This is a genomic window from Micromonospora sp. CNZ299 (assembly GCF_002754415.1).
This window is the reverse complement of sequence record NZ_PEFG01000001.1, coordinates 5,824,567-5,842,336: the sequence shown is the minus strand read 5'-3', so window position 1 is coordinate 5,842,336 and position 17,770 is coordinate 5,824,567. Positions and strand designations below refer to the sequence as shown.

The 17,770-nt window shown below is 70.4% G+C and carries 19 protein-coding genes; 9 read left to right on the top strand and 10 right to left on the bottom strand.

Translation table 11 applies throughout. From position 1 onward, the window contains the following. Window positions 1-33: 33 nt before the first annotated feature. From CLT68_RS26590 to CLT68_RS26575, 4 genes are all read left to right on the top strand, one after another. Complete coding sequence (locus tag CLT68_RS26590) at window positions 34-1,551, top strand: RICIN domain-containing protein (protein WP_099855031.1); 1,518 nt, start codon at window positions 34-36, stop codon at window positions 1,549-1,551. Between the two features lie 113 nt (window positions 1,552-1,664). Continuing rightward, a complete protein-coding gene (locus CLT68_RS26585) occupies window positions 1,665-2,360 on the top strand; it encodes a VOC family protein (RefSeq protein ID WP_099855029.1) in 696 nt (231 codons plus the stop codon). A gap of 58 nt (window positions 2,361-2,418) precedes the next feature. After that, window positions 2,419-3,258 (top strand): helix-turn-helix domain-containing protein, encoded by an 840-nt coding sequence (locus CLT68_RS26580; protein WP_486482331.1) that lies wholly within the window; start codon window positions 2,419-2,421, stop codon window positions 3,256-3,258. 65 nt (window positions 3,259-3,323) lie between these two features. Beyond that, the gene (locus CLT68_RS26575) at window positions 3,324-3,905 is read left to right on the top strand and encodes a dihydrofolate reductase family protein (protein WP_099855027.1); all 582 of its coding nucleotides are present in this window, start codon (window positions 3,324-3,326) and stop codon (window positions 3,903-3,905) included. Window positions 3,906-3,972: 67 nt separating this feature from the next. On the opposite strand, the gene CLT68_RS26570 is transcribed toward CLT68_RS26575, so the two are convergent. The 9 genes from CLT68_RS26570 to CLT68_RS26530 form a co-directional block, all read right to left on the bottom strand. Next, complete coding sequence (locus CLT68_RS26570) at window positions 3,973-4,632, bottom strand: MSMEG_1061 family FMN-dependent PPOX-type flavoprotein (RefSeq protein WP_099855026.1); 660 nt, start codon at window positions 4,630-4,632, stop codon at window positions 3,973-3,975. A 149-nt stretch (window positions 4,633-4,781) separates the two neighbouring features. Continuing rightward, window positions 4,782-5,216, bottom strand: a complete 435-nt coding sequence (locus CLT68_RS26565; RefSeq protein WP_099857678.1) for a hypothetical protein — start codon at window positions 5,214-5,216, stop codon at window positions 4,782-4,784. A 42-nt stretch (window positions 5,217-5,258) separates the two neighbouring features. Next, window positions 5,259-6,122, bottom strand: coding sequence for an LLM class F420-dependent oxidoreductase (locus CLT68_RS26560; protein WP_099855024.1), 864 nt, complete (start codon window positions 6,120-6,122; stop codon window positions 5,259-5,261). 9 nt (window positions 6,123-6,131) lie between these two features. Then, a complete protein-coding gene (locus CLT68_RS26555; protein WP_099855022.1) occupies window positions 6,132-6,998 on the bottom strand; it encodes an S-methyl-5'-thioadenosine phosphorylase in 867 nt (288 codons plus the stop codon). A gap of 49 nt (window positions 6,999-7,047) precedes the next feature. Then, window positions 7,048-7,470 carry a hypothetical protein gene (locus CLT68_RS26550; RefSeq protein WP_099855020.1) on the bottom strand — a complete coding sequence of 141 codons (423 nt, stop codon included), beginning with the start codon at window positions 7,468-7,470 and terminating at the stop codon, window positions 7,048-7,050. Continuing rightward, window positions 7,467-8,633, bottom strand: coding sequence for a molybdopterin-dependent oxidoreductase (locus tag CLT68_RS26545; protein WP_099855018.1), 1,167 nt, complete (start codon window positions 8,631-8,633; stop codon window positions 7,467-7,469). Before CLT68_RS26545 ends, CLT68_RS26550 begins: the two co-directional genes overlap by 4 nt. Continuing rightward, the gene (locus CLT68_RS26540) at window positions 8,630-9,328 is read right to left on the bottom strand and encodes a class I SAM-dependent methyltransferase (protein WP_486482330.1); all 699 of its coding nucleotides are present in this window, start codon (window positions 9,326-9,328) and stop codon (window positions 8,630-8,632) included. The genes CLT68_RS26545 and CLT68_RS26540 overlap by 4 nt, the downstream gene beginning before the upstream one ends. Further along, window positions 9,325-10,005: a DUF2064 domain-containing protein gene (locus CLT68_RS26535; RefSeq protein WP_099855016.1), complete on the bottom strand. Its 681-nt coding sequence runs from the start codon at window positions 10,003-10,005 to the stop codon at window positions 9,325-9,327. Before CLT68_RS26535 ends, CLT68_RS26540 begins: the two co-directional genes overlap by 4 nt. Further along, a complete protein-coding gene (locus CLT68_RS26530) occupies window positions 10,002-10,679 on the bottom strand; it encodes a glycosyltransferase family 2 protein (protein WP_099855014.1) in 678 nt (225 codons plus the stop codon). Before CLT68_RS26530 ends, CLT68_RS26535 begins: the two co-directional genes overlap by 4 nt. Before the next feature lie 147 nt (window positions 10,680-10,826). Between CLT68_RS26530 and CLT68_RS26525 the strand changes: the two genes are divergently transcribed. Continuing rightward, the gene (locus CLT68_RS26525; protein WP_099855013.1) at window positions 10,827-12,191 is read left to right on the top strand and encodes a hypothetical protein; all 1,365 of its coding nucleotides are present in this window, start codon (window positions 10,827-10,829) and stop codon (window positions 12,189-12,191) included. Here CLT68_RS26525 and CLT68_RS26520 read toward each other — a convergent pair. Next, window positions 12,163-13,242 carry an NAD-dependent epimerase/dehydratase family protein gene (locus tag CLT68_RS26520; RefSeq protein WP_099855011.1) on the bottom strand — a complete coding sequence of 360 codons (1,080 nt, stop codon included), beginning with the start codon at window positions 13,240-13,242 and terminating at the stop codon, window positions 12,163-12,165. The two genes, CLT68_RS26525 and CLT68_RS26520, sit on opposite strands and share 29 nt — an antisense overlap. A 160-nt stretch (window positions 13,243-13,402) precedes the next feature. Between CLT68_RS26520 and CLT68_RS26515 the strand changes: the two genes are divergently transcribed. From CLT68_RS26515 to CLT68_RS26500, 4 genes are all read left to right on the top strand, one after another. Next, window positions 13,403-14,098: a response regulator transcription factor gene (locus tag CLT68_RS26515; RefSeq protein ID WP_099855009.1), complete on the top strand. Its 696-nt coding sequence runs from the start codon at window positions 13,403-13,405 to the stop codon at window positions 14,096-14,098. Next, window positions 14,091-15,107, top strand: a complete 1,017-nt coding sequence (locus tag CLT68_RS26510) for a sensor histidine kinase (protein ID WP_099855007.1) — start codon at window positions 14,091-14,093, stop codon at window positions 15,105-15,107. The genes CLT68_RS26515 and CLT68_RS26510 overlap by 8 nt, the downstream gene beginning before the upstream one ends. A 145-nt stretch (window positions 15,108-15,252) precedes the next feature. Next, window positions 15,253-16,524, top strand: a complete 1,272-nt coding sequence (locus CLT68_RS26505) for an aminotransferase class V-fold PLP-dependent enzyme (RefSeq protein WP_099855005.1) — start codon at window positions 15,253-15,255, stop codon at window positions 16,522-16,524. Window positions 16,525-16,614: 90 nt separating this feature from the next. Continuing rightward, window positions 16,615-17,757, top strand: coding sequence for a glutamate--cysteine ligase (locus tag CLT68_RS26500; RefSeq protein WP_099855003.1), 1,143 nt, complete (start codon window positions 16,615-16,617; stop codon window positions 17,755-17,757). Window positions 17,758-17,770: the final 13 nt, after the last annotated feature.

Here is a 17,770-nt window from a genome sequence, read left to right as displayed (position 1 = left end):
CCGACTGCGGGGGCCACACCGATTGGACAGGTCATGACACACACCAGCTTGCCCCTGGAGCAGGTATCGCGGGGCATCCGGTCGATGCGCCGGATACTGATCGCCCTGGCGGCCGCGATGACAGCGATGGTCGGCGTCGTCGTCGTCACGTCGTCGCCGGCCACTGCCGCCACCAACCAGTTCCGCGGCATGAACTGGGCCGTGCTGGGTGACAACTTCAGCACCGGCCCGCTCGTCGTACAGGGCCTGAGCTCGTCCGACAGCAACGCGACAGTGCGGGCCAAGGCCAATGCCCTCTACGACGACATGGCCTCCACCATGGGGGTCAACACCGTCCGGCTGCCCATCAACACCCACACGGTGGGGACGGCGTGGTGGGACGCCTACCGAGGCGCCATCGACGCCGCCACCGCCCGCGGATTCAAGGTCATCCTGGCCTACTGGGACGACGGCGCCGCCTCCGGCGGCAGGATCACCAACCTCGCCGCCTGGAACGCGATGTGGTCGACGGTGACCAACACGTACGGCTCGAACACCAACGTCTACTTCGAGCCGATGAACGAGCCGCACGGTTACAGCTCGGCGGAGTGGCGCACGGTTGCGGCCAACTGGCTCAGCTACCACTATTCGGCCGTGCCCGGTCGGGTGCTCATCGGCGGCACCGGCCTCAGCCAGGACCTGCGGGACATCTGCAACGACAGCCGCTTCAACGCGACGCTGCTGTCCTTCCACCACTACGCCTTCTTCTACGGCGCGATGACCTACGACGCCTTCCGAAGCCACATACAGACCCGTCTCGGCAACTGCGCGTCACGGGCGGTCGCGACCGAGTTCGGCGCGCCCATGAACGACGGCCGCAACTACGCCGACGCCAGCAGCACGGACAACTTCGTGCGACACATCCGCGCCATGGCCCAGATCATGCGCGACAACCAGATGGGCGGCACCTACTGGCCCGCCCTCGGCGGCAAACCGGGCAGCATCGGTTACGACTGGTACTCGATGTTCTCCCTCAGCGGCAGCGGCACCGACCTCAACCTGACCATCCGCAACGCCTCCGGCGCTGACCAGATCCGGTACGCGTGGGGCGACACCATCGGGGGAGGCCCCACGACGCCTCCTCCGGCGACGGGCACGTTCTACCGGATCACCGCGCGGCACAGCGGCAAGGCCATGGACGTCCAGTCACCGAACACCGACAACGGTGCGCGCGTCGGTCAGTACACCTACGGCGGCAATGCGTGGCAGCAGTGGCAGTTCCAGGACGCCGGCAGCGGCTACTGGCGCATCGTCAGCCGGCACAGCGGAAAGTGTCTCGACGTGGTGAGCGCTTCCACCGCCGACGGTGCCGAACTCGTCCAGTACACCTGCGGCACCGGCACCAACCAGCAGTTCCAGATGGTCGCCAACGGTGGCTACTTCCAGCTCCGCGCCCGCCACAGCGGCAAATGCGTGGACGTACCGGCGTTGTCGACCGCTGACGGCGTGGTCCTGAAGCAGTATTCGTGCAACACCGGCGCCAACCAGCAGTGGTCGCGAACGGCCGTCTGAGGTTCGACTCGGCCTGAGGTGATGCGGACCGTGGCGATGGTGCGGATCCTCGCCGACCAGGCCGCGATTGCCAGCGGGCGGAAGTCACGACGGGCACATGTGAGGATGCCTGAATGGAACAGACACTGAGTCGGCGGGCGGCCTCGGACGCGATCAGCGACCAGGGATGGCGGTATCTGCTGGGCGCGTTGCGCACGTCGGTCCCCGTCGGCTCATTGGTCCAGGCAGCCGACGTGGCGGCGCGCGCGGTGGCGGCGTGCGGCAGCGACGCCGATGGGCACCTACGCGCTGATATCCGGCCAGACCGGGTCGTCTTGACCCTTCAGTCGATGGATCAGGCGGCGCTCACCGCTTGCGATATCGACCTTGCGCATCGGATTTCCGCCGCCATGCGGACCGTCGGGCTACGGACGGAGCCTGAGATCGGTACGGGAGCGCCGCGGTCGGTTCAGCTCGTGGAGATCGCTGTCGACGCGCTCGACATCGCAGCGGTCCGGCCGTTCTGGAAAGCCGTGCTGGGCTACACGGACGAGCCGGGAGCCGACGGTCCCAAGGATCCGATCGTCGACCCGGTCGGGCAGAGTCCGACGATCTGGTTTCAGCAGATGGACCAGCCACGCCCGGACCGGAATCGCATCCACTTCGACATCTGTGTCCCGCACGACGAGGCACCACGGCGGATCGAAGCCGCGCTGACGGCCGGTGGCCGACTTGTGTCCGCGTCCGATGCTCCCGCCTTCTGGGTTCTCGCCGATATCGAGGGTAACGAGGCTTGTGTGACGACCTGGCAGGGCCGAGACGACTCGTAGACCGGGCTGACCGGCCAGTCGAAGGTCGCGGCGTTGGCGCGTCGGCGATGCTGTGGGCGTGAAGTACGTGTCCAGAGTGCCGCGACCGCCGCTGGACGGGCTGATCGACGACCTCTACTACCTGGAGGGTGCGCCGCCGTACGCCCGGCTGACGCTGCCGGCAAGTCCGGCGGCGTTCCTCATCGTCAACCTCGGGACGCCGTTCCGCGTTCGTGCCGGCACCGACATCGAGACGGCCGAGTACGCCGACGGCTGCGTGGTCACCATGCCCACCCGCGCCCTCGAGTTCAGCTATCCGTCGGTGACCCGGTCCGTCGGCGTGCACTTCAAGCCCTGGGGGCCGGCGCTGTTCCTGCCGATGCCCGCGGCCGAGCTGTGTGACCGGCCGGTGACGGTTGAGCACGTGTGGGGCCGGCCCGCCATTGCTGAGCTGCGAGACCGGCTGAACGCGGCGGACGGACCGCACGAGATGCTGACGCTGCTCGAGCAGGAGCTGATGCGACGGCTGGGCGATGCGGCCGGCCTGGGGCTGGTCCGCCACACGAGCAGCGTGATCGCGGCGACCAACGGGGCGGTGGCGATCGACGACCTGAGGGTGTCAGCCGGTGTCAGCAGCACTCACCTGGCACAGCGGTTCAAGGAGCTCATCGGCGTCACGCCGAAGCGGCTGGCCCGCACCTACCGCTTCACCGCCACCGTGCTCTCGATCAACCCCGCCGAAGCGATCGACTGGGCCGACCTCGCCAGCAGCGCGGGCTACTTCGACCAGGCCCATTTCGGCCACGAGTTCCGGTCGTTCACCGGGCTCACACCGACACGGTACGTCGAAGTCCGGCGACGGTTCCTGCGCGAACATCCCGGCCACGTGCTGGACGGCTGGCCGCTACCGGCCGATTGATTTCTTACAAGAACGGCAGCTCACGAGACTCTAACCTGAGGGCATCCCCAATCAGAGGAGCGCCCATGGGCAAAGTGGTCATGTACAGCTCAGTGTCGGTGGACGGCTTCATCGCCGACGACAACGACCAGCCCGGACCGCTGTTCGACTGGTTGCTCAGCGGTGACGTGCCGTTGGACGAGAGCGGCGCGTTGAAGGTGTCACAGGCGTCCTACGACTACATCCGGTCCTACTGGGACCAGATCGGGGCGACGATCGCCGGCCGCCACGTCTTCGACATGACGGACGGCTGGGACGGGAAGCCTCCGAGCGGGATCGACCACGTGGTCGTCGTGACGCACCGGCCGCAGCCCGAGGGCTGGGACCCCGAGGCGCCGTTTCACTTCGTCGACGGCGTCGAGGCAGCCGTGGCCAGGGCGCAGGAGCTTGCGGGTGACCGCATCGTCGAGGTCGCCGCTGGCGACGTCGGTGGACAGGTGCTTGCCGCGGGCCTGGTCGACGAGGTGCGCATGGACGTCGTACCCGTCGTGTTCGGGTCCGGCAAGCGCTACTTCGGGTCGGTCGACGCACAGCACCTGTTGGAGGAACCTGACGCGGTGATTCCGGGCGACCGGGTGCTCCACCTGCGCTACCGGGTGCGCCGCTGACCGATGAGCGGGTACGCGAAGAAGTCCGCGAACGGTCACACACGATCGGCCTGAGACGCTTGTCCCATCACTCGTACCGGTACTTCAGCGAGTCCGCCTCCGTCTTCTCGATGTCGGCGATGGTCAGCTCCGGCATCCGCAGTTGCGCCAGCGTCACCTCGGCCGAGGTCGGCTGGGCGTCCGCCGGCAGCCACTGCTCCGGCTTCCAGGCCCCGCTGCGCAGCAGCGCCTTGGGACAGTGCGGGTAGACCTCCTCGATCCCCAGCACCAGCGCGCTGGCCGGTGGCTTGCCCACGGCGGTCAGCTGCGACAGCAGCTCCGGGCGGGTGGAGACGCAGGCCCGGCCGTTCACCCTGAGCGTCGTGGTGCGCCCAGGGATGACGAACATCAGCCCGGCCCGCCCGGTGGCGATGATGTTCTGCAGGGTGTCCAGACGCTTGTTGCCGGTGGCGTCCGGTATCGCCACCGTCCGTGCGTCCAGGACGGCGACGAACCCGGCGGGGCCGCCGCGCGGGGTGACGTCGCAGTTGCCCTCGGCGTCCACGCTGGCCACCAGGACCAGCGACGAGCAGGCGATCAGCCGCCGGGTCTGCTCGGTGAGATCGGTCATCTGCTTTCGCACGGCCGCGTCACTGGGGAGTTCGTAGACCCGGCGAAGCGCCTCCTGGTCGGGTACGGCGTCGAGGCGCAGCGAGTCGAAGGCTGTGGCGGCAGGGGCTGACGTCATACCGCCCGATCCTAGGGTGCCTATCGAATGAGTGGTGATCTTGCCTCTGCGGCCGGCCGTCCTTACCTGGAATGGCCGCATGCGGCAGGCGCTGAAGGAACTCACCTTCTCCGAGCACTCCGAGTGGTTCGGCCTGAGCCCGACCGGCGCTACGCCCAGGGCGGGGTGAACCGGCCAACATATCGGCGAGCACGGGGCACTGGGTCGCGCCAGAACTGGTCCGGCATCCGGTGGTGGTGCTCCGCACAGAATTCAGCGAGATCGACCGTGATCCCGACGCGCTCCAGCGGATGGCCCTCGAAGTCGGCGTTGACGGCCAACAGTTGCGGCTCCGGATTCCACCCCGAATGGTCGAACGCCCAACCATTCCAGCTCGCGTAGGCGTGGAAGATCTGCGTGTCGCCCGCCAGACGCACCGCCGCCACGTCGATCGACCGGGCCAGGTATGCGTCTCGACAGGCCCAGGCGAGGATGTGACACGCTCCGGCAGCGAAGAAGGCCTGGTCAGCCCGCGCCCAGGCGACCTGCTGATCTGCTCGCTCGAGCGCCGTCCGGCGGAAGGCTCCCGCTGCCTCTGCTGTCACCACCCCCTCACCTCACACCGGAGGTGGGCCTTCTGTGGAAGGTCAGATCAGGATCGCGGCGAGAGCGCGGAACGCGTCGGCGGGGAACGCCGTGGCGTCACCGCCGTTGAGCACCTGGACCGCCACCTCGTCCGCGCCAGCCTGATAGTGCTTTTCCAGCCCGGCCGCGACCTGCTCGGCCGTGCCCCAGGGGATCAGGGTGTCGACGAGTCGGTCGCTGCCGCCGCTGGCGAAGTCCTCGTCGGTCCAGCCGAATCGCCGCAGGTTGTTGGTGTAGTTCGGCAGGGCGAGATATCCGCTCGTGTACTGCCGGGCCGTGGCGCGCGCGGTGGTGGGGTCTGCATCGAGGACCACCGCGACCTCGGGAGCGAGCAGCCGGTCTGGCCCGAGTGCCGCGCGGGCCTCTGCGGTGTGTTCGGCAGGGACGAAGTACGGGTGCGCCCCGGCTGAACGGTCGCGGGACAGCTCAAGCATCCGCGGGCCGAGTGCGGCCAGGATCCGCCGCTCCGGAGGGAGCCCGGCAGCGTCAAGACCGTCGAGGTAGTCCACCATCTTCGAATACGGCTTGCGGTAGGCGGTGCCACTGCCTTCCAGCAGCACAGCGTGACTGGCGCCGAGGCCGAGCAGGAACCGGCCGGGATGGGCCCGCTCCGCGTCCTGCGCGAATGCCGCCACCTCAGGGGGCGACGAGTGCCAGATGCTCACGATCCCCGACGCGACCCCGATGCGGGTGGTCCCGTCCAGGATCTCCCGGAAGCGGGGGGCGACGTTCTCCCCGAAACCGCCCGAGAACCAGAGCCGTGCATAGCCGAGCTCCTCCAGCTCGGTCGCCGCATCGATGGCCGCACCCCGACTTTCGCTGACGAGGAAGAACGGTTGCCACACGCTGACGAGTCGTTGTGCCATACCGAAACACTAGTCATGCCGAGCGCCATCGGTGGTGCCGTTCTCTGTGCCCGCCGGGCTCCAGTCACAGGGGCAGTCGTCCTGGCCCTCCGGCAACGTCGTCACCGCCTCGCTGAGCAGGCCGCGCAGGCGATCGACGTTTCGTGCGAAGACCGCGAACACCTCCTGCTGGGTCACGCCGTGACCGACCTCGACGCCCGAGTCGAGGTCGGTCACCAGTGACAGCGCGGTGTAACACAGTGCCAGTTCGCGTGCCAGAACCGCTTCGGGGTGGCCGGTCATGCCGACGACCGACCAGCCCTCTCGGCCGTACCAGCGTGACTCGGCGCGGGTGGAGAACCGGGGCCCCTCGATGACGACCATGGTGCCGCCGTCGACCGGCTGCCAGTCGGCGGAGCGGGCGGCGTCGAGGACCGTGGCGCGTCCGACCGGACAGTAGGGGTCGGCGAACGGAGCATGGAACACCCCGGGCAGTTGCCCGTCGGCGCCGGGCGTTCCGTCGTGGTAGGTCTGCTCGCGGCCGTTGGTCCGGTCGACCAGTTGGTCCGGTACGACGAGGGTCCCGGGGCCCAGATCCGGTCGCAGTCCGCCCACGGCGCCCGCTGCGAGCACCTGACGGACGCCGACCGCTCGCAGCGCCCACAGGTTGGCCCGGTAGTTGATGCGGTGCGGCGCAAGGGTGTGACGCCGCCCGTGGCGGGGCAGGAACGCCACCGGGCGCCCGGCGAGTCTCCCGATGGACAGCCCGTCGCTTGGCGGTCCGTACGGGGTGTCGACGGTGAGGTCGGTGACGTCGTCGAGAAAATCGTAGAAGCCGGATCCGCCGATCACGCCGATGGGTGGTCGGTCGGTAGTGGGGACTGGTCCTTCTGACATGCGAACTCCTCCTCGGAGCGGAGTGGAAGGAAGCGCGTGTGGGACCCACTCACTGACGGTCGGCTCGTCGGTCCCTGACGCGGCGGCTGACCGTGCCGACCACCAGAGCGACAGCGGTGACGGCCCAGATGACGGCCAGCCCGGCAGCGAGGCCCAGCGGATGGTCGCGGTCCGGCAGGCCCGGGTTCGGAGGTGCCGAGGGCGGTCGCCACAGCAGTGGCACCGCGATCAGCAGCAATGTGGCGCTGGCCAGCAGGCCCGCGGTGATCCAGGCCCGTCGTGGCTGGTCTGTCACCAGTCGGCCCAGCGCCAGCCCGACCAGCCCGACCAGCGGTGCCACCAGGAGGTCGTGCAGCACCGGGCCGCCGATCAACCAGGGCACTGTGGTGCCGAGCTGGGGGAGGAGCAGCCAACAGCCGTACGCCGCCGCCGCGGCACCGAGTGCGACCAGGAACAGGCGGATGGCTCTCACCGCAGCACCTCCAGTCGGGCCACCCACTTGGTCTGGAGGACGCCCGGCCGGCTCGGAGCGATGAGACGGCAGGGGTAACCGTGGTCGGCGGACAGTTCTTCGCCGTTGACCCTCAGTGCGAGCAGGGTCAGCGGGTCGCCGGCATGGGCCGCCGGGAGCGTGCTTGCCGCGTAGAGGCCGTCGGTCTCCAGCGAGGAGACCCGAACCGGTCGGCCGGTCGGCGCCCCGGCCCGTCGGAGTAGCTGGACGACGGGCACGCCGGTCCAGTTGGCGGAGACGCTCCAGCCCTCGACGCAGGCGATCGGCAGTTCCGCGGTGCGTTGTGGCAGGGCGGTCAGCTCGGCCAGGGACAGGGTGCCCCGGCCGCCCGGCCAGACGATCTCCAGCCGCCAGTCCGGTGGAACGACGATGCGGGCTGCCGCCGCCGTACGGTTGATCGGTACGCCCTGCGGTCCGGACGCGGAACGCCAGGCCAGCGGGGACACTCGACGCAGCCACGGCACTGTGACCCCGGCGGTGGCCAGCACGGCGACGCCTGCGACGCCTGCCGAGGTACGCAGGAACGCGCGCCGTCCGGACGAGTCTCGATCGTCGCGCCCGGTGGACGCAGCCTCACCCGCCTCCTCCCGCCGCAGTGGCGTTCGCAGCGCCGCGCGGGCGACCGGGAGCTTCACGGCGATGTGCAGCAGCAACGCGCCCACCACCAGCCAGGCGACCGCGTAGTGCGCCGTCGGAAAGAAGAATCCCCACGGGTACGACTGCGCCACATTGAACAGGCCCGTGACCAGTTCGAAGAACGCGGCGCAGACCAGCACCAGGACGGAGATCCGTTCGAGGACGTGCGCGGACAACCGGATCGGCTGGCGCAGGGGCGGACGGACGAACAGCCGGGGGTAGACGCTCCACAGTTTGCCGAGCAGCAACGGGATCGCCGCGATCCCGGAGAGCACGTGGACGCCCTGGGTGACCCGGTAGAGGTTGACCGGTCGGGTCGGCCAGGTGAACCAGCCCGGCGGGTGCTGGATGTAGTGGCTGAGCAGTCCGGTGACGAAGCACAGCCCGAACGCCACCCCGAGCCAGAGGCCGAGCCGGGCGGCGACCAGTGGCGAGTGTGACGGCGCCGGAAAGTCCTCCGGGATGGGAACGCGTGGCTTGTGCTTCATCGGCGCGCCAACTCGGTGAACCAGCGCGGGCCGGACCGGAAACCGTCGACGACCCGCATGCCAGCGGCGGCCGCGGTGCGGTCCATCGCCTCCACCCCGACGCGTGCCCAGCTGAACGCCGATCCTCGGCGCGAGCAGGACAGGACGTACGCCTGTCCCTGCCACAGGCCGGCGCCGGGAGGGTCCACCTCGACCACCAGCGTCCCGTCGGCCGCGATCAGGTCGCCGCACCGGCGCAGCAGTCGGACCGGGTCGCCGCCGATGCCGATGTTGCCATCGACGAGCAGGGCGTGTGCCCACCGCCCCTCGCCGGGAAGTGGTTCGAAGACGTCACGTCGCAGGGCGACCACACCCCGGCCCCGGGTCAGGCGTACCGCCTCGGCGGAGATGTCCACCCCCAGTGCGACGAGGCCTCGTTGGGCGAGTGCCATGGTCAGCCGGCCGGGGCCGCAGCCGAGGTCGATCGTGGGGCCGGTACACCGGGCGGCGACGGACTCGATGGCTGGCTCGGGTGGGCCGTGCCAGCGGCGTACCGGCAGCAGGTCACGTCGCCCGTCGGCGTGCACCAGCCAGTGTTCGCGTTGCGGTGGGGACAACGCGGCGGCCGGCGTACCGGAATCGTCCTGATCGGCGGCCCACGCGTCGAGCCTGCCCAGCACCACGTCGAAACCGTCGAGACTGATCGTCGACCTCACCGGAGGCGTCCGCTCACCAGTTGGCCGCCTACCGACGCCACGGCGTCCGCGAACCGGGTGCCGGGCAGGTCGGCCGCGACCGCCAGCGCCGTCGGCCAGTCGTCGACATCCCGCAGGACGGGCAGGATCGCCGGGTGTACGCCGCGCTCGCGAAGAGCGGCGAGGGTGCGTCGACCGGTGTCGGCGGTCGACATGGGTACGTCACGCAGCACGCTCGCGTACGCCGGATCGCGTAACCCGAGTGCCCACCAGCCACCGTCGAGTGCTGGTCCGAACACCGCCTCGTGCTCGGCGAGTCGCTCCAGCGCGGCGGTGAGCAGGCCCGGCGTGACCTGCGGGGTGTCCATGCCGATCTGCAGCACCGGTCGGCCGGGGAAGGCCGTACCGGTGTCGGCGTGGGCGTTGGCGAGGCGGTCGGCGAACGTGTCGCCGCGCTGCGGGATCAGGTGCCAACCCGTCAGCGCGGCGGTCAGCTCCGCGCCGGACTCAGCGTCGGCGAACCGACCGGTGTGGGCCAGCACGGGAATGGTCGACGCGGTGGCGCGCACCGCCGCCAGGGTGTCCAGCAGCGCCGCCGCCGCGATCCGGGCGGCCTGTGCGGGATCAGCGGGCGGGCAGAGCCGCGTCTTGGCCAGCCCCGGGACCGGCGCCTTCGCGACCAGGAGCAGGACATTCATCTCCCACCTCCGATGCCGGCGCGCAGCACTCCGGCGAAGTCCCGGGCCGCCCGCACGGTGCCCCGGACCGACCCGGAGACCTTCGACCTGGTGCCGGCGGCCCGGGGTGCGTACGCGACGTCCAGCTCGACGATCCGCCAGCCCGCCCCGGCCGCGCGGAGCAGCAGTTCCAGGGGATAGCCGAACGCCCGGTCGTTGACACCGAGTTGCAGCAACGCCGCCTGACGGGCCACCCGGATCGGGCTGATGTCGTACACCGGCACGCCACGGCGTCGTAGCAGCGCCGCGACCAGCGCGTTGCCGGCACGGGCATGCCACGGCCAGGCGTCCGCCGAGACCGGTCGCCGCCGCCCGACGGCGAGATCCGCCCGACCGTCGAGCACCGCCGCGACGAGCCTGGGCAGCTCGGCTGGATCGAACGAGCCGTCCGCGTCGAGGACGCAGACCAGATCCGCGTCCGCCGCCAGCAGGCCGGTGTGCACTGCCGCGCCGTACCCGCGTCTCGGCTCGTGCACGACCCGGGCGCCGTACTCGGCGGCGATGACCGGCGAACCATCTGTGGAGCCGTTGTCGACCACCAGAGCGCGGTAGCCCGGCGGTAGCCCGCTCAGTACGGCAGGCAGTGCGGCCGCCTCGTCCAGACACGGCAGCACCACGTCGATCGTTGTGTGCATACCGGCGACGCTAGGCCCGCCACGCGCCGATCCGACCGCCGTGCCGCCTTACGAATCGCTTACGCGGCAACGGGTCTTACGAGTCCCTGACGTCTCATCGTCGAGCCGTCGGATCCCTGGTCGGAGGTCGTATCGTCGGCCGTCACCATGACCACGATGACCCGGCCGGGACGATCCCGGCGCGCCGACCTGATCGTCCTCGGTGCCGAGGTGGCGCTGCTCGCCGCCGCCGTCACCGTCGGGGCACTGCTCAACCATCGGGGTGTGCGGCTGCACGCTGACGCCGCTCCGCTCTACGCCAGTTGGCAGCCTCATCTGGGTGTGGGCACCCCCGTCGCGCTTCTCGTCGCGGCACTGGTCGTCTGGCGCGGCGTGCGCTGGGCGACCGACACGCGGTGGCCGTGGCTGCTGGCGGTCGGATACCTCGCCTCGGTGCTCTGGACACTGTCGCTGGCCCTGGTGGACGGCTGGTCCGCCGGGTTGACCGAGCGGCTCACCGTGCAGGCCGAGTACCTGCATGAGGTGCCCCGGGTGACGGACGTCGCCACGATGTTGTCCGGCTTCGCCGCCCGTATCCTCGACTTCCAGCCCGATTCGTGGTCCACGCACACCGCTGGTCATCCACCGGGTGCGTTGCTGTTCTTCGTGGGGTTGGAGCGGATCGGTCTGGGCGGCGGGGCTGCCGCGGGGCTCGCCTGTGTGCTGCTCGGAGCCACTGTCTCGGTGTCGGTTCCGGTGACGTTGCGGGCGCTCGGCGCCGAGGACGCGGCTCGGGCGGTGTGGCCGTTCCTGATTCTCTTCCCGGGGGCGGTCTGGGTGGGCGCGTCCGCGGACGGGATCTTCGCCGCGGTGGTCGCGGCCGGGCTGGCGCTGCTGGCGGTGGGTGGTCGGGCCGGGGCCGTACCCGGCGGGCTGCTGCTCGGTCTCGCGCTCTACCTGTCGTACGGGTTCGTCCTGGTCGGGGTGCTCGCCGTGACCGTGGTGCTGCTCCGGGCCCGGGAGCGCCTGGGCGTGTTCCTGCTCGCGGCGGCGGCCGTCGCGGCGGTTGTCGCCGTGTTCACCCTGGCCGGGTTCTGGTGGCTGGACGGCTACCACCTGGTGGCACGTCGTTACTACCAGGGCTGGGCGGCGGAACGTCCCTTCGGTTACTGGGTCTGGGCGAACCTGGCCGCTCTGCTGCTCTCGGCCGGCCCGGTGGCCGGGCCAGCGGTGCGGCGGGCGGTGGCCGCCCTAGCGATCCGAGGGCCGGGCCGTCCGCTCGCGGCGACGCTCCGGCAGCGTTTCGCCAGCGCCGGACCCACTGTGTGGTTGCCCATCGCGGCGGCGGTGGCCGTGCTCGCGGCGGACCTGTCCGCTCTGAGCAAGGCCGAGGTGGAGCGCATCTGGTTACCGTTCACTGTCTGGCTGCTGGTCGCCACCGCGCATCTGCCCGCCAGCCACCGACGGTGGTGGCTGGCGGCCCAGGCCGCGACCGCGCTCGCCGTCAACCACCTGCTGTGGACGGTGTCCTGACCGTCGCCGGTGCCCGCATCACCGCAGTGGTGAAGTCGGCGACGCCAGCGGCGAAACCGGTCCGGGCCGTGAAACCGAGCAACCGTGTCGCGCGGCCCGGATCGGCCACCACGTGCCGCACGTCCGCCGTACGCCCGCCCCCGACCGTGACAGGCACCGGCCCGCCCATCGCGCTGGCCAACTCGAGGGCCAGCTCACCGACGGTGTGCGGCTCACCCGAGCAGACGTTGACCGGGACCAGCGGTTCCGGTGCCGGTGTTGTCAGCGCCAGCAGGTTCGCCTCGGCAACGTCGGTGACGTGCACGAAGTCGCGCCGTTGCCGCCCGTCCTCCAGGACCCGGGGCGGTTGCCCGGCGGCCAGCGCCGACCGGAAGATCGACGCGACCCCGGCGTACGGGGTGTCGCGGGGCATCCGCGGGCCGTAGACGTTGTGGTAGCGCAGTGCCCAGACCGACCCGCCGGTCTGCCGGGCCCACGCGCCGGCGAGGTGTTCCTGAGCCAGCTTGGTGGCGGCGTACGTGCTGTGCGGTTCCAGCGGTGCGTCCTCCGGCACGAGACCGGGGGAGAGCACCCGGTCACAGCGGGGGCAGGTCGGCTCGTACCGGCCCTCCGCCAGGTCGACGGCGCGGCGGCCGGCGGGCCGGACGATGTCGTGTGTCGGGCAGTGGTAGCGGCCCTCGCCGTAGACCACCATCGAACTGGCCAGCACGAGGCGGCGTACCCCGGTGGCGTGCATCGCCGCGAGCAGGGTGGCCGTGCCGAGGTCGTTGTGCGCGGCGTACCGGGGGGCGTCGGCGGGGTCGACGCCGTGGCCGACCATGGCCGCCTGGTGGCACACCGCGTCGACTCCGGCGAGCAGCCCGGTCAGTAGTCCCAGGTCACGGATGTCGCCGACGACGAGATCGTGCCGCTCGGCCCAGGGTGGTGATGTCGCACCGTGCGCCTCCGGCAGGAGCGCGTCGACGGCCACCACCTCGTGCCCGTGGTCGGTGAGCAGATCGGCGACGTGTGAGCCGATGAATCCGGCCGCACCGGTGACAAGTATCCGCATTCCGGTCACCGTATGACCTCGCGGAAGCCCGCGCGGGCCTGCTCGCGCAGCCGTAAGAACCTCGCAAGCTTTTGCAGGTGCGGGCGGACCACGCTGCGTGGCTACGCTGGGCCGATGGACGTGCGGGGAAAGAGTTGACGGGCCGGAACGGGGGAGGTTCGTGACACAGCGCGTGCTGGTGGTCGACGACGATCAGACCGTGAGCGACGTCATCCGTCGTTACCTGGAGAACGACGGCTTCCAGGTGAGCCTCGCCGCGGACGGGGAAGCGGCCCTCGCGGCGGTGCAGCGGCAGGCACCTCACCTGGTCGTGCTCGACCTGATGCTGCCCCGGGTCAACGGCCTGCAGGTGTGTCGGGAGCTGCGAGCCCGTCCGGATGGCGTACCGATCATCATGCTGACCGCGCGCGGTGACGAGTCGGACCGGATCCTCGGGCTGCAACTCGGCGCCGACGACTACCTGACCAAGCCCTTCTCCCCCAGGGAGTTGGTGCTGCGGGTCCGTTCGGTGCTCCGTCGTGCCGGCAGTGAACCGCCGCCCGAACGACCGGAGGCGCTGACCGACGGCGAGCTGGTGGTGCACCCCGCGTCCCGCACCGCCCGCCTCGGCGGGACCGAACTGGCCCTGACGCTGCGCGAATTCGACCTGCTCGTCCACCTGCTGCGGCACCCGTCCCAGGTGTTCGGGCGGGCCGAACTGCTGGAGCAGGTCTGGGGCTGGAACTTCGGCGACCACTCGACAGTGACAGTGCACGTACGCCGGCTGCGGGAGAAGATCGAGGCCGACCCGGCCGATCCACGGCGGATCGTGACCGTCTGGGGCGTCGGCTACCGGTACGAGCCCGCCCGTGCGTGACCTCCTGCTGATCTTTGCGATCTCTCTCGGCGCGGCACTTGCCATCGGGTTCATCGGTGCGGTGCTGCTCCGTGCGCTTCGGCGCAGCTCGATCACCGTGCACCTCAGCGTGCTGCTCACCACCACGGTCGTCGCCGTCACCGTCGGGGTGATGGCGGTCGCGGAGGCGATGTTCCTCTCCCCACATGACCTTGAGGTGGTGCTGATCACCGTCGCGGCCGCAGCGGTGGTCAGCCTCGCCGTCGGCGGGCACTTCGGCCGCCGACTGGCACTCGCCGCCGTCTGGCGGGATCAGGCCCGCGAGCGGGAACGACAGCTGGAGAAGGGGCGGCGTGACCTGGTCGCGTGGGTCTCGCACGACCTGCGTACGCCGCTCGCCGGGCTGCGGGCCATGGCCGAGGCGCTGGAGGACCGGGTGGTGCGTGACACGGACACGGTCGACGAGTACCACCGGCGGATCCGGTTGGAGACCGACCGGATGACCCGGCTCGTCGACGACCTGTTCGAGCTGTCCCGGATCAACGCGGGAGCGCTGCGGTTGTCGCTGACTGCGGTGCCGCTCGGCGAGGTGGTCTCGGACGCGCTGGCCAGCACCGCCCCGTTGGCCGACGCTCGCCGGATCAAGCTGGTCGCCAGCGAGTCGGGATGGCCGATGGTCGCCGCGAGCGAACCGGAACTTGCCCGGGTGGTGACGAACCTGTTGCTGAACGCCGTCCGCTACACCCCGGAGGACGGCACCGTCCGCATCGAGGCCGGCCGCGAGGGGGACCACGCCTGGCTGTCCGTTGCCGACACCTGTGGCGGCATCCCACCGGACGACCTTCCCCAGCTGTTCGACATCGCGTTTCGTGGTGAACCGGCCCGCACTCCCAGCCCCGGCGACGGTGGGGCGTCCGGAGGGCTTGGCCTGGCCATCGTCCGTGGGCTTGTCGAAGCGCACAGGGGCCGGGTCGAGGTGAACAACACCGCCGAGGGCTGCCAGTTCGTGGTCCGGTTGGTCGCTGCCTGACCAGGTGAACCAGGGCACGGGAGTCGGGCAGTCCGGTCAGCTGCTCTTAGGGTCGGCACCCGCACATCTCTGCGCTCGGCCGCGCGGTCTCGCCCATCCAGCGGAACGACGGTGGCGACACTGCCGATCCCCGTACCGTCGAATCATGGCGCAGCCAAGTGAAAACTCAGCCACCGAGAGGCAGAACACCACCTCCGATCCCGGTGTGGGGCAGCAGCCAGTGGGCGCGTTCAACCCGTCGGACTGGGACAGCGTGCGCGCCCAGTTCGTCCTGGACGACTCGCACCACGACCTGTCCACGTTCCTGTTCAGCACCCATCCGGCGCCGGTGCGGGACGCGATCGGCCGGCACCGGGACGGGCTGGACCGGGACCCGACCGGCTACCTGCAGAGCAACGAGGAACTGCTGGAAGGGGCCACCCGCCGGGCGGCCGCCGCGTATCTCGGCGGTACCACGGAGCAGTTGGCCCTGACCGACTCCACCACGATGGGCCTCGGTCTGCTCTACGCCGGGCTGCACCTGAAACCGGGTGACGAGGTGCTGACCAGCACCCACGACCACTACGCCACCCACGAGTCGTTGCAGCTACGCGCCGAACGCGACGGGGTGCAGGTGCACAAGGTGGGCCTCTACCGTGACCCGGCCGTCACGTCGGTCGACGAGATCGTCGGCAACCTGGCCGCGGCGCTGACCGAGCGGACCAGGGTGGTGGCGCTCACCTGGGTGCACTCCAGCAGCGGGGTGAAGCTGCCTGTGCGACAACTCGCCGAGGTGATCCGTGAGCGCAGCCCACAGGCGCTGTTCTGCCTCGACGGGGTGCACGGCTTTGCCGCCGAGGACGCTGCCCCCGACGAACTGGGTTGCGACTTCCTGGTGTCAAGTTGCCACAAGTGGCTGCTTGGTCCCCGGGGCACCGGTTTCGTCTGGGGAACGGAGCGGGCGTGGAAGCGGACCAGCCCGGTGATCCCGTCGTTCGACTGGCGCGGCATCGAGCACTGGCGCTCCGGCGTCGCCAGCGCGCCACCGACGCCACCCGGCTACGCCAACTCGCCCGGCGGCTACCACAGCTTCGAGCACCGGTGGGCGTTGACGGAGGCGTTCGAGTTCCACCGGCAGATCGGGGCCCAACGGGTGCAGGATCGTACCCGCGAGTTGGCGTACCAGCTCAAGGCGAGCTTGGCCGGGATGGCCGGGGTGCATGTCGTGACACCGGTGAGCGCCGATCTGTCCGCCGGTCTCATCTGCTGCGAACTGGCCGGGCTGTCCCCCGGTACGGCGGTCACCGCGCTGGCAGCCGAAAACGTGGTGGCCAGTAGCAGCCCCTACAACCCCTCCTACGTGCGCTTCGGCCCCACCATCGCCAACTCGACCGAGGACGTCGAAGCCACCGTGCAGGCCGTACGCCAGATGCTCTGAACACTGCGGCAGCGTCAGTTACTCAGCGGCGGGACCGGGAATTCTCCTTTCCCGGCGGCAACTGTCGCCCACCCGGATGGGACGCCGACCATGACCTACGACTCAGCCACCCCGCCCGCGCCAGCCGTGGACACGCAGGCGCGTCTGACCCTCGGCGTCGAGGAGGAGTTCCTGCTGCTGGATCCGCAGACAGGGGAGAGCCTGCCGGTCGCTGACCAGGTGCGAACCGCGCTACGGGGTACGGCTCGGGAGCAGTATCGGCAGGAGTTCCGGCACAGCATGGTGGAGATGGTCACCCCGGTCTGCACTGACCTGGACGAACTACGAGGGCACCTGGTCGCGTTGCGGCGTGCGGCAGCCAACGCGGCGCGGGCGGCCGGGGCGCGACTGGTGGCGGTGGGCGCAACCCCGGTGCGTGAGCCGCATCGTTCGGTGCCCGACGAGCCTCGCTACCACGCCATGTCGCGCCGCTTCGGCCCCGTCGCACACGATCCGGCCGTCTGCGGCTGCCATGTGCACGTGGGTCTGCCCGACCGGGAGTTGGCGGTGCAGGTCTGCAACCACCTGCGGCCATGGCTGCCGGTCGTGCAGGCGCTCACGGTCAACTCGCCGCTACACGACGGCGCGGACACCGGCCACGCGAGCTGGCGGTCACTGCAACTGGAGCGGTGGCCCAGCATCGGGCCCACCCCGTACTTCGCCTCCGTCGCCGACTACGACACGACAGTGGCGGAACTCGTCGACGCGGGAATCATGCTCGACCCGGCGATGGTCTACTGGTACGCCCGGCCGTCGGCCAGCTATCCCACAGTGGAGATCCGGGTGGGGGACGTGTGCCCCGGCGTGGACGACGCCGTGCTGGTCGCAGCCCTGGTCAGGGCCCTGGTTGCCACCATGGTCGACGACGTGCGCGCAGGCGTCCCCGCACCTCGACTACGCACCTGCCTGGTCGCGGCGGCCCACTGGCGAGCAGCCCACGAGGGGCTCGACGGACAGCTCATCGATCTGCGGGCCGGCGGCGCGCGACCGGCGTGGGACCTCGTGGAGGAGTTGGTCGCGAAGGTCTCGCCGGCGCTGGCCCGGCACGGCGACCTGCCGTACGTCGAGGCGCAGCTGGCCCGGTTGCGAATCGAGGGCACCGGCGCGGCCCGACAGCGGCAGATCATCGCTCGCACCGATGGTGACGTACTCGCGGTCCTGGATCACCTGGCGGCCGAGACCACCGCCGGTTGACCTGCCGGGACGC